General features: G+C 64.8%; 12 protein-coding genes. 3 read left to right on the top strand and 9 right to left on the bottom strand.

Annotated features, from left to right (window positions below; translation table 11 throughout):
- Nucleotides 1-21 precede the first annotated feature (21 nt).
- From ACFSNN_RS34330 to ACFSNN_RS34320, 3 genes are read left to right on the top strand one after another with little or no spacing between them, the layout of a single operon-like run.
- Nucleotides 22-747, top strand: a complete 726-nt coding sequence (locus ACFSNN_RS34330) for a TetR/AcrR family transcriptional regulator (protein WP_134456677.1) — start codon at nucleotides 22-24, stop codon at nucleotides 745-747.
- A gap of 2 nt (nucleotides 748-749) precedes the next feature.
- Nucleotides 750-1,334: an LOG family protein gene (locus tag ACFSNN_RS34325; RefSeq protein ID WP_012432353.1), complete on the top strand. Its 585-nt coding sequence runs from the start codon at nucleotides 750-752 to the stop codon at nucleotides 1,332-1,334.
- 32 nt (nucleotides 1,335-1,366) lie between these two features.
- Nucleotides 1,367-2,113: an SDR family oxidoreductase gene (locus ACFSNN_RS34320; RefSeq protein WP_134456678.1), complete on the top strand. Its 747-nt coding sequence runs from the start codon at nucleotides 1,367-1,369 to the stop codon at nucleotides 2,111-2,113.
- Nucleotides 2,114-2,275: 162 nt separating this feature from the next.
- Here the strand turns inward: ACFSNN_RS34320 and ACFSNN_RS34315 are convergent, their stop codons facing one another.
- The 9 genes from ACFSNN_RS34315 to kdpB all read right to left on the bottom strand — a co-directional run bounded on the left by ACFSNN_RS34315 (nucleotide 2,276) and on the right by kdpB (nucleotide 13,663).
- A complete protein-coding gene (locus ACFSNN_RS34315; RefSeq protein WP_134456679.1) occupies nucleotides 2,276-2,905 on the bottom strand; it encodes a DUF924 family protein in 630 nt (209 codons plus the stop codon).
- On the bottom strand, nucleotides 2,898-3,311 hold the full coding sequence (locus ACFSNN_RS34310) for a group II truncated hemoglobin (RefSeq protein WP_012432350.1): 414 nt from the start codon (nucleotides 3,309-3,311) through the stop codon (nucleotides 2,898-2,900). Before ACFSNN_RS34310 ends, ACFSNN_RS34315 begins: the two co-directional genes overlap by 8 nt.
- Before the next feature lie 26 nt (nucleotides 3,312-3,337).
- Complete coding sequence (locus ACFSNN_RS34305) at nucleotides 3,338-5,923, bottom strand: ABC transporter permease (protein ID WP_134456680.1); 2,586 nt, start codon at nucleotides 5,921-5,923, stop codon at nucleotides 3,338-3,340.
- A complete protein-coding gene (locus ACFSNN_RS34300) occupies nucleotides 5,920-6,531 on the bottom strand; it encodes a DUF4126 domain-containing protein (RefSeq protein WP_012432348.1) in 612 nt (203 codons plus the stop codon). The genes ACFSNN_RS34305 and ACFSNN_RS34300 overlap by 4 nt, the downstream gene beginning before the upstream one ends.
- A 258-nt stretch (nucleotides 6,532-6,789) precedes the next feature.
- The gene (sugE, locus tag ACFSNN_RS34295) at nucleotides 6,790-7,110 is read right to left on the bottom strand and encodes a quaternary ammonium compound efflux SMR transporter SugE (protein ID WP_012432347.1); all 321 of its coding nucleotides are present in this window, start codon (nucleotides 7,108-7,110) and stop codon (nucleotides 6,790-6,792) included.
- Between the two features lie 153 nt (nucleotides 7,111-7,263).
- Entirely contained in the window at nucleotides 7,264-7,962 is a 699-nt protein-coding gene (kdpE, locus tag ACFSNN_RS34290) for a two-component system response regulator KdpE (RefSeq protein WP_134456681.1), read from the bottom strand.
- A complete protein-coding gene (locus ACFSNN_RS34285) occupies nucleotides 7,955-10,789 on the bottom strand; it encodes a DUF4118 domain-containing protein (protein ID WP_134456682.1) in 2,835 nt (944 codons plus the stop codon). Before ACFSNN_RS34285 ends, kdpE begins: the two co-directional genes overlap by 8 nt.
- A gap of 171 nt (nucleotides 10,790-10,960) precedes the next feature.
- Nucleotides 10,961-11,539, bottom strand: coding sequence for a potassium-transporting ATPase subunit KdpC (gene kdpC / locus ACFSNN_RS34280; RefSeq protein ID WP_012432344.1), 579 nt, complete (start codon nucleotides 11,537-11,539; stop codon nucleotides 10,961-10,963).
- Nucleotides 11,540-11,566: 27 nt separating this feature from the next.
- The gene (kdpB, locus tag ACFSNN_RS34275; RefSeq protein WP_134456683.1) at nucleotides 11,567-13,663 is read right to left on the bottom strand and encodes a potassium-transporting ATPase subunit KdpB; all 2,097 of its coding nucleotides are present in this window, start codon (nucleotides 13,661-13,663) and stop codon (nucleotides 11,567-11,569) included.
- Nucleotides 13,664-13,698 lie beyond the last annotated feature (35 nt).

Genomic DNA, 13,698 nt, shown 5'->3' with positions numbered 1-13,698 from the left:
GCGTAACCAGGGCCGGACGACATGGAAGCCAAACCTCCCCGCCGCACGCGCGAACGGATTCTCGAGCTGTCGTTGAAGCTGTTCAACGAAATCGGCGAGCCGAACGTCACGACGACGACGATCGCCGAGGAAATGGAAATCAGTCCAGGCAACCTGTACTACCACTTCCGCAACAAAGACGACATCATCAACAGCATCTTCAGCCAGTTCGAGCAGGAGATCGAAAAGCGTCTGCGTTTCCCCGACGACCATCGCGCAACCATCGACGAAATGTGGTCGTATCTGCAGTACATGGTCGATTTCACGTGGCGTTATCGTTTCCTGTATCGTGATCTGAACGATCTGCTGGCACGCAACCGCACGCTCGAAACGCACTTCAAACAGATCATCAGCCACAAGGTGCGTTTTGCGAGCCAGTTCTGCGAACAACTCGTCGCCGACGGCGAAATGGTCGCCACGCCGGAAGAACTGCACGTGATCGCCACCAACGTCGGCGTGATCGGCACGTACTGGCTCTCCTATCAGTTCGTGATGAACCCGCGCAAATACAACGAGCAGGAAGCGATCCGCGCGGAGCTGCATCAGGTGAGCGTGCAGATCATCTCGCTGATGGCGCCTTATCTGCGCGGCCGCTCACGGCAGATTTTCGACGACCTCGTGTCGGGCAAACTGCCCAAGCGTGAGTTTTACGACTACCTGCCGCCCAAGGAAGGCGCCGCGCCCCGCAACGAACCGAAGGACGTTTGAGCATGAAGTCGGTGTGTGTGTATTGCGGCTCTTCCAACGGAGCCAAACCGTTGTATGCGGAAGCGGCGCGCACCTTCGGCCGCGCGCTGGTGCAAGCCGATCTCGCACTGGTGTACGGCGGCGGCAAGGTCGGCTTGATGGGCGTGATCGCCGACACGGTGATGGCCGAAGGCGGCCGCGCGATCGGCGTGATTCCCGAACTGCTGGTCAACAAGGAAGTCGGCCATAACGGCCTGACCGAATTGCACGTGGTACCCGACATGCATCATCGCAAGAAGATGATGGCCGACCTGTCCGACGCGTTCGTCGCCATGCCGGGCGGCGCGGGCACGCTCGAAGAGCTGTTCGAGGTCTACACGTGGGCGCAACTCGGCTATCACCAGAAAGCAGTGGCACTGCTGAATATCGACGGCTTCTACGATCCGCTGATCAACATGCTTCAGCACACGGTCGACGAAGGTTTCATGCGCCAAACCTATTTCGACATCCTGCAGATCGACGCCGATCCCGCCGGGTTGATCGGCAAGCTGCAACGCTACCAGCCGCCCGTCAGCGACAAGTGGGCGATCAAGCGCGATGCGGTCTGACATTTCCGAACCTGCAGATTGCTGAGGTTGCGATGACGAAAACCGTTCTGATCACCGGTGGCAGCCGCGGCATTGGCCGCGCGACGGCGCGTTTGCTGGGTGCGCGCGGCTGGTTCGTCGGCGTGAATTACGCGCGCAATCTCGCTGCCGCGCAGGATACCGCCGCTGAAGTGGAGCGCGCCGGCGGCCGCGCGTTGACCATCGCCGGCGACGTCGCGAATGAAGCCGACGTGCTCGCCATGTTCGACGCGCTTCAGCAGAAGTTTGGCCGGATAGACGCGCTCGTCAATAACGCCGGGATCGTCGCGCCGTCCAGCCAGCTTGCCGACATGGACCTCGCGCGCCTGAAGCGCATGTTCGACGTCAACGTGCTGGGCGTCTATCTGTGTGCGCGCGAAGCCGCGCGGCGCATGTCGACCGATCGCGGCGGCGCGGGCGGCGTGATCGTCAACGTGTCATCAGCGGCGTCGCGTCTTGGTTCACCGAACGAATACGTCGACTACGCCGGCTCGAAAGGCGCTGTCGATACGATGACGCTCGGCCTCGCCAAGGAGCTCGGCCCGCGAGGCGTGCGCGTGAACGCGGTGCGGCCCGGCTTGATCGATACCGAGATTCACGCGAGCGGCGGCAAGCCCGAGCGCGCCGCGCAACTCGGCGCGACCACGCCGCTGGGCCGCCCCGGCACGGCCGACGAAGTGGCCGAGACCATTGTATGGTTGTTGAGTGATGCCGCCTCGTATGTGACGGGCGCGCTGCTCGACGTGTCCGGCGGACGCTAAGGCGCCGGCTCGCTTCCCACTTTTCCCCTTATAACCGGCTGCATGCATGCACGAGCGGCCGCCTTGCCTTGCGTGGGTGAAGCGAACGAACTGGCGTGATTTGCGTGCTTACGCCACGGGCCGCGAGAGCGGCGATCGACGAAAAGCACGGGCGCCGCGCATCTAAAACGATGAACCGGGTGTACGCAAAAAGGCGATTTCTTCAGCCGTCGAGGTACGCCCGAGCGTCGCATTGCGATGCGGAAAGCGCCCGAAACGCTCGATGATTTCCGCGTGCCGCACCGCGGAGCGGTAATACGATTTGCCGCCTGGCTCCGCTTTTAACTGTTCGAATAGACGCAGCGACTCACGCTGGCTCTCAGGTGTTTCGTCGTGCTCGAACGGCAGATAAGCGAACGCACGATGATGCGCGGTAGGCAACAAGCGGTCCGCCCCGCTCGCAATCATCTGCCGCGCGATATGCAAGGCTTTCTGGTCAGCTGCGAATGCGCGCGCTGTATTGCGATGACAATTGCGCGAGAACTGATCCAGCACGATGACAAGCGCCAGCGCGCCTAGCGGTGTCTGCGTCCAGTTATCGAGCATCGATTCGCGTGCCAGTTCGATCAACGCACCGAAGCGTTCCCGCAACATCGCGTCGAAGGCCGCATTGCGTGAAAACCAGATTTTGCGCTCGGTGTCGTACTCCGGCGTGCCGGGTACACCGAACCAGCAGTCGAGAACCTCGCGCGCTTCCTGCGGCAAATTAGCGTCGTCAGCGGAAAACTGGTCCGAGTCCAACCCGTTAGCCATTCCGGTTGCGCATCCAGTCAGCCGTTTCGAAGAACGAGCCGAGCAGGCGCTCTCTCAGCGGCTCGTCGAGACCGACATCTTCCATTGCCCAAGCCATGCACCTGAGCCACTGATCGCGCTCGCTGGAGGCGATCGCGAACGGCAGATGCCGCGCGCGCAAACGCGGATGACCGAAGCGGCTGATGTAATGATCGGGACCGCCCATCCAGCCGCACAGAAACCAGAAAAACTTGTCGCGCGAACCGTCGAGCGATTCGGGATGCAACGCGCGGATTCCGGCGAAGTCCGCTTCGAGATCCATCAGATCGTAAAAGCGGTCGACCAGTTCGCGCACACGCGCTTCGCCGCCCACCAGTTCGAAGGCCGTCGGCTGCGCCGCGGACACCTCGTCGTTCAAATCACTCATACCTGCTCACCAACCGATAAGAAAATTCACGCGTCCCGCAACGATTGCAACGCGGGCCGCGCCAGCACATGCCGCAGGCTCAGCCAGCCGCCCACACCGGCGCACGCGATGCCGGCGGCAATGCCCGCCGGCAACAACCAGGGATTGAAACTCAGATAGAACTCGAACACACGCGTCGCCAGCACATAGCCGATGGCCTGCGCACCGGCCGCCGCCATCGCGCCCGCCAATGCGCCCACCGCGACGAACTCGGCGACCTGCACCGCCCGCACCTGGCGATGCGATGCGCCCAGCGCGCGCAGCAGCGCGGATTCTCGCATACGCTCATCGCGCGTGCCGGCGAGCGCCGCGTACAGCACGAGCACGCCCGCTGCGAGCGTGAACGCGAACAGGAATTGCACCGCGCCGATCACCTGCTGCAGCACGCGCTGCACCTGCGCGAGAATCGGGCCGGTGTCGATGGCCGTGAGGTTCGGATAGGCGGCGATCAGGCCGTCGATGGTCGACTGTTTTTCCTGCGGCAAATGAAAACTCGTGATGAACGTCGCCGGGAAATCCTGCAGCGCGGCGGGCGGCATCAGCACGAAAAAGTTGACCTTGAACGAACCCCAGTCGAGCTTGCGCACACTCGTGACCGGCGCGTCGATCTGCAAGCCGGTCACGTCGAAACGCAACATGTCGCCGGGCTTCACGTTGATCAGCTTGGCGAGGCCCTGCTCGATCGAAATCTGCGGCGTTTTCGTGTCGCCGTACCAGGTGCCGGCTGCGAGGCGGTTGTCGTCGGGCAGCTCGGTCGTGTACGAGAGATTGAATTCGCGATCCACCAGACGCCTGGCGTCGTCGCCCTTGAAGGAATCGGGGTTGACCGGCTTGCCGTTGATCGCCGTCAGCCGGCCGCGCACCATCGGCGCGAGCACCGTGCCGGGCACGCCGTGCGTACTCAGATACTGCGTGACGGCGTCGCGCTGGTCGGGCTGGATATCGATGATGAATTCGTTCGGCGCATCGGGCGGCGTCGATTTGCGCCAGCCGGCCACGAGGTCGTTGCGCGTCATCGCGATGAGCAACAGGCACATCAGGCCGATGCCGAGCGCGGTGATCTGCAACGCGCTCGCGCTGCTGCGCCGTTCGAGCGACGCCAGCGCATAACGCCAGCCGATGCTCGCATTCACGCGCTCGCTGCGCACGACGCGCGCCGCGCCCCACAGCGCCAGCCGCGCGATGCACGCGAACACCAGCATCCCGCCCGCGAAGCCACCGGCCACGATTCCACCGAGCTTCAACTCGCCCGCCGCGATGATCAGCAGCGCGGCGAACAGCGCGATGCCGAGCGCGTAGGCCGCCCACGCCGTGCGCCCCGCTTCGCCCCATTCGCGGCGCAGCACGCGTACCGGCGGCACGCGCGTGAGCGGCAACAGCGGCGGCAAGGCGAAGCCCAGCAGCAGCACGAGACCGGCCGCGATGCCTTCGAGCGCCGGCCACGCTGTCGGATACGGGAGCACGACATCGATCAGACTGCCGAGCCACGTGAGCAACGCGAGATGCCCCAGAAAACCGAGCGCCACGCCCAGCGCGCCGCCGATCAAACCGAGCCCGACGAATTCGAGCGTGAAGAGCGCACGCAAAGTCGACTGGCTGACGCCGAGGCAACGCATCGCCGCGCAGCCGTCCAGATGCCGGCGCATATACCGATGCGCGGCCATCGCAATCGCCACGGCCGCCAGCAACGCGGTGAGCAGCGAGACGAGCGTGAGGAAGTGGCTCGCGCGATCGAGCGTCTGACGCACTTGCGGCTGGCCGTCCTGCAACGATTCGAGCGCGACGCCGCGCATCTTGCCGCCGTCCACACGCTCATGCGCGAACTGCGCGAAGCGCGCCACCGACTCGTCCGTGCCCGCGACCAGCAAGCGATAGGTCACGCGGCTGCCATAGGTGACGAGGCCGGTGGACGGCACGTCGTCGGCGCGCAGCATCAGGCGCGGCGAGAAGTTGACGAACGAGAAGCCGCGGTCGAGTTCGCGCGTGATCACCGCGCCGATCGTGAAGTCACGACCGCCGACTTTCACGCGATCGCCGACGTGCACCTTCAACGCATCGAGCAGCGCCTGATCGACCCACACGACGCCCGGCGGCGGAATCGACTGCGCCGGGTGGTCCGCCGCGCCCGGTGCCGAAGCAATGCGCAACGCGCCGCGCAACGGATAACCGGGCGACACCGCCTTGATGGCGGCGAGCCGCGAGACCGGCTGCGCGCCGGTCGAATTGATCATGCTGGGAAAGATCGCCGTGCTGGCGGTATTCAGGCCGAGCGCCTTAGCTTGCGCGGCGAATTGCGGATCGACCGGATGATCGGCCCGCACGATGAAGTCGGCGGCGATCATGCGCCGCGCGTCGCGCTCGAGCCCCTGATGCAGACGGTCAGCCAGAAAGCCGACGCTCGACAAAGCCGCCACGGCCAGCACCAGCGCCAGCAGCAGCATCGTCAGCTCGCCCGCGCGCCAGTCGCGTGACGTCATGCGAATGGACTGGCGCAACAGATCCATGCCGCCGAACCGGCGCGTCGTCACCGGTAAAGCTCTGCGCGCCGTGGAACTCCGTACCGTATCGCTCAATCGTGCCTGCTCCTGGCGAAGCGCGACACCATGTGCGTCGCCATGCCGCGAAAACCGCCCTGCACCCCACGCCAAAGCCGTGGCAACGCCCAGCCGGCCAGCATCAGGAAACCGATCATCAACACCAGAAAAACGAGCGGCACGAACAGCGCGAGCAGCATGCCGCCGAACACGAGTCCGTCTTCAGCGGTCGAGGTCACCACATTCGACACCGGTTCCGGCGACAGATTGATCAGCGCGCGGGTGCCCGCTTTCGCGAGGTGCGCCGTGCCCGCCAACGTGCCGCCCGCGAGCGCGGCCACCGTCAGCAGCGCAGGGTCGGCATGGCCTAGCGCGCCGGCGGCCAGCACGGCGCCGGCCGGAATACGGATGAAGGTATGAACCGCGTCCCACAGCGAATCGAACGCGGGAATCTTGTCGGCGAGAAATTCGGTGACAGTCAGCACGCCGGCCACGCCGATGACCCACGGCGAGGACAACGCGGACAGCGTATCGGGAAGATGGACGAGGCCGAGCCGGGCGAACACGCCGGCCAGCAGGACCGTCAGGTAGAGGCGCAGGCCGCTGCCCCATGAGAGGCCCGCCGCGAGCGAAAGTGATTCAAGCATGGCCGCCTCCAGGCGCGCTGTGCGTGCCGGGCGCTACGACGGGCCACGAATGGGGCCGCGCATCGAAGTCGTCAGACCCGCGCCAAGCCGGTCGCGCCAAATGGGCCGCGGACAATTTCAGGTTGGATTCGATCTCATTATAGCCACCTTAATTCGCAGAACGCAGAGCGGCGAATAAATGGGCGGCTTGAATGGAGGCGAGGGCCGGGCGCACGCGGATTGGGTAAAGACGCCCGGCAGCGGGTTGAAATGCGGGGCTCAATGCCCGGAAGACAGCTTCAGGCCGATCAACCCGATCACGATCAGCGCCGCGCTGGCGACTCGCGCGACGGTCAACGCCTCGCCCATCACCACGATTCCGAAGATGAACGCGCCGACCGCGCCGATTCCCGTCCATACCGCGTACGCCGTGCCGAGCGGCAACTGACGCATGGCCATGGCGAGCAGCACGAAGCTGCCGAGCGCCGTCACGATCGTGAACACGGACGGCCACAGGCGAGTAAAACCATCGGAGGTTTTGAGACCGGCGGCCCACGCGATTTCGAGCAAACCGGCAATCAACAGAAGAATCCAGGACATGAGACAGCTCCATGGTCAGATGGGGCCGTCCCCGTTTGTGAAAACCGCAAGGTCGTCCTTACGAAATGTAATCATACCAAAATAGCCCAAGGCCGCCGGTCGGCGCTCGCCGCCGGAACGCGCGTCGCGCGGTGGCAAATTGCCGCCGCATGCTCAAACCGCGCCCACCAGCCGGTATCCGACACCCGTTTCCGTGACGATGTGCTCCGGTTGCGCCGGGTCGCGCTCCAGCTTGCCACGCAGATGCGCCATATAGATGCGCAAATAGTGATGGCTCTCGACATGTGACGGCCCCCACACCTCGCGCAGCAACTGGCGGTGCGTCAGCACGCGGCCGGCGTGGCGCACCAGCGTCGCGAGCAGCCGGTATTCGATCGGCGTCAGATGGACGACCGCGCCCTCGCGGCTCACCTGCCGCAGTGCGAGATCGACGGTCACCGTGCCGAAGCGCACCTGCGGCGTTTCGTTGGCGCCGCCCTGATTGCGCCGCCGCATATGCGCGCGAATCCGCGCCAGCAACTCGGACACGCCGAACGGCTTGGTGAGGTAATCGTCCGCGCCGGCATCGAGCGCGGCGACTTTTTCGCTCTCCTGAGTGCGCGCCGACAGCACGATCACCGGCAGCTCACTCCAGCCGCGCAGTTCGCGGATCACGTCGAGACCGTCGGTATCAGGCAGACCGAGATCGACGATCACCAGATCGGGCTTGCGCGTCGCGGCTTCGACGAGACCCTGCTTGCCGGTCTCGGCGTCGTGCACGACGATGCCCTCGCCTTCCAGCGCCGTTCGCACAAAGCGGCGAATCTGCTTTTCATCTTCGATCAGGACGACGGTGATGCTCGGGTCACTCATGGCTAGGCTTGGAAAGCGGGTTGAGAGTTGAATCGCCGCCGGTATCGGCGTGGGTCAAGGAATCGGCGCCTTCGTTTTCCAGTGCATCCGGCGCGTCGGGCGGCGTCTCCACCGGCAGCGTGAACCAGAAGCGCGCGCCTTCGACACGGCCGTCCGCGGACATGCGATTGAGCGCGCCGATTGTACCGCCGTGCGCTTCCACGATCGCGCGGCAGATCGCCAGTCCCAGGCCAATGCCCGGCTTGGCCGACTCCTTCTCGCCGCGCGTGAATTTCTCGAACACGCGTGCTTCCATGCCGGCGGGCAGACCCGGGCCGCTATCGTCGACGGTCACGCGCACGAACGACTTGCCGTCCGCGTCGAGACGCTGCGCGCCGATGGTCAGCGGCGTGGCCGGCGCGGTGTATTTCGCGGCATTCTCGAACAGGTTGGAGAAGAGGCGCTCCGTCAGCACGGCGTCGAGATGCAGGAGCGGCAGATCGGCGGGCAGTTTTACTTGCACGGGATGATTCGCCAGCACGCGTTTGCAAGCCCGCAGCGCGGCGCCCACCGTCTCTTCGAGCAGCGTCCATTGCTGGTTCAGTTGCAGACTGCCCGCCTGCAGACGCGCCATGTCGAGCAGATTCGTGACGATGCCGGTCATGCGCAGCGCTTCCTCGTGAATCGCTTCGACCAGCTCGCTGTTGGGCTGCGCCTCGGGCGCTTGCGCGAGCATCGACGAGAAGCCGACGATGGTCGTCAACGGCGTGCGCAGATCGTGCGAGATCGCCGACAACAACGAGTTGCGCAGGCGCTCCGACTCCATGTTGACGAGCGCATCGCGCGCGATGTCGACGTAATGCACCCGCTCCAGCGCGAGCGCGATCTGCGCGGCGAACGCGTCGAGCATGCGCTGCTGCTCGGGCACGTCGAGTTCGCCCTCGTCGCGCATCACCACGGCGAGCACGCCGCGCGTGCGCATCGGCGCCTTGAGCGGCAGGTAGAGCGCGGCGGCCGCCGGCAGCGTGTCGGTGCCGTGGCCGGCCGGCTTCTGCTGGTCGTAGACCCATTGGCCGACGTCGCTATCGAGCAATTCGCCTTCGAGCGTGATCGTCGCGTCGGGATCCTCGATCTTCTGCTTCACCTGATCGGCGCTGTCCGGCAACAGAATCGCGACACGCGCGCCGAACACCTCGCTCACATGCCGGCTGCCGATACCGACGATCTGTTCCGTGGTCAGCGCCGCGGCCAGTTCGCGCGCCATGGCGTACATCGCGCCAGTGCGCTGTTCGCGACGGCGCGCCACGCTCGCCTCGCGGCGCAGGCTCGAAGTGAGATGGCTGATCACCAGCGAGGTCAGCAGCATGCCCAGAAAAGTCAGCAGATATTGCGTATCGGAGACCGACAGCGACATGCGCGGCGGTACGAAGAAGAAATCGAACGCGGCCACGCTCATGAACGACAGCACCACGCCGGGTCCGCGCCCCAGCTTCACCGCGGCGAAGATCACGCCGAGCAGATACAGCATGACGAGATTGGTCAGATCGATATGGTCGATCAACTGGCTCGCCAGCAGCGTGATGGCCGCGCAGATCAACAGCGCGAAGCCGTAGGCGCGCGGCGGCGAGCGGCGTTCGCGCGCCGCGCTGAGCGCCTCGCGCCATGCGTTCGCGGTGGTGTTCAACAGGTGCCGATGCTCGCCGCCGTCGCGCTCGGACGACGCGCGAATCAGCGTGAGATCGAGATCGGCCGCCTTCTCGGCGATCCGTTCGCCGAGCGGACGACGCAGCCAGCGCCTCACGCCCGTGCGTGCCGACGCGCCGGCCACCAGCTTCGATACGTTGCGCGCCTGCGCATAGCCGATCAAGGCGACGGCCGCGTCGGCGGCCGCCAGCGTGGCGGTTTCGGCGCCGAGTTCCGCGGCGAGTTTCAGCGCGTTCAACGTGCGTTCGCGGCGCGCGTCGGGCAGACGCTGCAATGCCGGCGTTTCCACATAGACAGCGATCCAGTCGGCCTTCAGGCTGGCGGCGAGGCGCGCCGCCGCGCGCACCAGCATCGGTGCTTCCGGGCCGGGGCCGACGCACACCAGCAAACGCTCGCGCGCCTGCCAGATGCGCTGGATCGAACGGTCCGCCCGGTACTCGTGCATTTGCGCATCGACGCGATCCGCGGTACGGCGCAACGCCAGTTCGCGCAGCGCAATCAGATTGCCTTTGCGAAAGAAGTTGCGCACCGCACGCTCGGCCTGCTGCGGCATGTACACCTTGCCGTCGCGCATGCGGTCGAGCAGTTCCTCGGCGGGCAGGTCGACTAGCGTGACTTCGTCGGCGCGGTCGAACACTCGGTCCGGCACCGTCTCCCAGACGCGAATGCCGGTGATCTGGCCGACCACGTCGTTCAGGCTTTCGAGGTGCTGGACGTTGACCGTCGTATAGACGTCGATGCCCGCGTCGAGCAGTTCATACACGTCCTGCCAGCGCTTCAGATGCCGCGCGCCCTGCACGTTCGAATGCGCGAGTTCGTCGACGAGAATCAGCGTCGGCTTGCGCGCGAGCGCGGCGTCGAGATCGAACTCGCCGAGCTTGCGGCCGCGATACTCGATCTGCGCGAGCGGCAGCACGTCGAGCCCTTCGAGCAGCGCCGCAGTTTCGGTGCGGCCATGCGTTTCGGCGATGCCGACCACCACGTCCGCGCCTTCGTCGTGACGGCGGCGCGCGGCCTGCAACATCGCATAGGTTTTGCCGACGCCCGCCGACGCGCCGAAAAAAATCTTCAGCCTGCCTCGCTGACGTTTTTCTTCGTCGCGTTGCAGCTTGTCGAGCAACTCATCGGGATCGGGGCGGTTCATGCTCAGTGGTTTTCATCGTTGGGCGAGCGTCGGTGTCTGCATGGTGGCACGGCGGCGGGCCGGCCGCAAATGACGGCACTCTTACCTAAATTGCGTCGCGCCGTCAAAAGGCAAAGGCGGAGTCGCGCGGACACCGCCTTTGCGAAGCAAAGCGCTACAGCGTTTCGTCGATCAGCCGTGCTTCATCTCGTCGAGCGCCAGGTTCAGTTGCAGCACGTTCACGCGCGGCTCGCCGAGAATGCCAAACTGACGGCCGCTCGTATAGCGATCCACCAGCGCCTGCACGTCGTTCGCCGCAAGCTTGCGTGCCTTGGCGACGCGCTCGATCTGATAAGCCGCCGCGGCCGGGCTGATCTCCGGATCGAGACCGCTGCCCGACGACGTCACCAGATCCACCGGCACCGGCTTCGACATATCCGTGCCGGCCGTTTTCAATGCATCGATACGGCCTTTGATTTCGTCGAGCAACGCGGGATTAGTCGGGCCGAGATTCGAACCGCCCGAACCCTGCGCGTTGTACGGCATCGGGCTGGTGGCCGACAGGCGGCCCCAGAAGTATTGCGGCGCATCGAACTGCTGGCCGATCAGCTTCGAGCCGACCACCTTGCCGTCCTGTTCGAGCATGCTGCCGTTGGCCTGATCGCTGAAAGCCGCCTGACCGACGGCGGTCATTACTGCGGGATAGGCAAGTCCGGTCACGGCGGTAAGCACCGCGAAAATCACGATCAACGGACGGAACAAATTTTTCATGATGAATATTTCCTCTTGAACCAGCGCTCAAACCCAGCCGAATGCGGCCAGCACCATATCGATCAGCTTGATGCCGATGAACGGCACGATGATCCCGCCCAAACCGTAGACCAGCAGATTGCGACGAAGCAGGATCGCCGCGCCCAGCGCGCGATAACGCACGCCTTTGAGCGCCAGCGGAATCAGCAGCACGATGATCAGCGCGTTGAAGATCACCGCCGACATGATCGCCGAGGCGGGCGTGGCCAGATGCATCACGTTCAGCGCGTTCAGCGCCGGATAGGTCGTGGCGAACGCGGCCGGAATGATCGCGAAGTATTTGGCGACGTCGTTGGCAATCGAGAACGTAGTGAGCGAACCGCGCGTCATCAGCATCTGCTTGCCGATCTCGACGATCTCAATCAGCTTGGTCGGATTCGAATCGAGGTCGACCATGTTGCCCGCTTCTTTCGCGGCCTGCGTGCCGGTGTTCATCGCCACCGCGACGTCGGCCTGCGCGAGCGCCGGGGCGTCGTTGGTGCCGTCGCCGGTCATCGCGACGAGGCGGCCTTCGGCCTGGTGCGCGCGGATCGTGGCGAGCTTCGCTTCCGGTGTGGCTTCGGCGAGGAAGTCGTCGACGCCGGCTTCCGCGGCAATCGCCGCCGCCGTCAGACGGTTGTCGCCCGTCACCATGACGGTCTTGATGCCCATCTTGCGCAGTTCGGCGAAACGTTCCTTGATGCCGCCCTTCACCACGTCCTTCAACTCGATCACGCCAAGCACGCGCGCGCCCTGCTCGCCTTTTTCGGCGACCACTAGCGGCGTGCTGCCGCGCCGGGCGACTTCGGCCACGGCGTTGCTCACTTCATTCGGGAAACGGCCACCGTTGGCCTCGACGTAGTTCTTCACCGCATCGGCCGCACCCTTGCGAATTTCGCGGCCCGGCAGATCGACACCGCTCATGCGCGTTTGCGCGGTGAACGCAAGGAACGTGGCATGCAGCGAGGCCATGTCGCGTTGACGAATGTTGAAGCGCTGCTTCGCCAATACGACGATGCTGCGGCCTTCCGGCGTTTCGTCGGCGAGCGACGAGAGTTGCGCGGCATCCGCAAGTGCTTCTTCCGTCAAACCCGGCGCCGGCACGAATTGCGAAGCCTGGCGATTGCCGAGTGTGATGGTGCCGGTCTTGTCGAGCAACAGCACGTCGACGTCGCCGGCCGCTTCCACCGCGCGGCCCGAGGTGGCGATCACGTTCGCCTGCATCATCCGGCTCATGCCGGCCACGCCGATCGCCGACAACAAGCCGCCGATGGTCGTCGGAATCAGACATACCAGCAGCGCGACCAGCGCGGTAATCGTCACTACGTGGCCCGCCGAATTGGCCAGATGCGCGGCTTCGACCGAGAACATCGAGAACGGCAGCAGCGTGGCGGTGGCGAGCAGCATCACGATCGTCAACGCGACCAGCAAAATGGTCAGCGCGATTTCATTCGGCGTTTTCTGACGCTTCGCGCCTTCCACCATCGCGATCATGCGGTCGAGGAACGCCTCGCCCGGATTTGCCGTAACGCGCACCACGATCCAGTCCGACAGCACGCGCGTACCGCCCGTCACAGACGAAAAGTCGCCGCCCGACTCGCGGATCACCGGCGCGGATTCGCCCGTAATCGCCGATTCGTCGACCGACGCGACACCGTCGACCACTTCACCGTCGGCGGGAATCACGTCGCCGGTTTCGACTAGCACGACGTCGCCCTTGCGCAGATCGGAAGCCGTCAGAATGCGGATCGGCGACTTCGGATGCGGCTCGTTCAACTTCTTGGCCATCACGTCTTTCTTCGCGCTGCGCAGCGACGCGGCCTGGGCCTTCGAACGGCCTTCGGCGAGCGCTTCCGCGAAGTTGGCGAACAGCACCGTGAACCACAGCCACAAGGTGACCGCGAGAATGAAGCCCGCGGGCGCCTCGGCCTGGCCGCCGAGCGCGGCGATCCAGAGAATGGTCGTGAGAATGCTTCCCATATACACGCAGAACATCACCGGATTGCGGAACTGCGTGCGCGGCGTCAGCTTCTTGAAGGAGTCCACAATCGCCGGGCGCAGCAGCGCTGGGTCGAACATGGACCGGGTTGCATTATGTTCAGTCATTGAATCCTCGAATTTCCCGTTTGCGCCTGGTCAGT

Origin of the sequence: Paraburkholderia dipogonis, assembly GCF_042680985.1 — a bacterium.
GTDB lineage: Bacteria > Pseudomonadota > Gammaproteobacteria > Burkholderiales > Burkholderiaceae > Paraburkholderia > Paraburkholderia phytofirmans.
The sequence above is the reverse complement of the archived record's forward strand: the minus strand, read 5'-3'. Positions and strand labels throughout refer to the sequence as shown.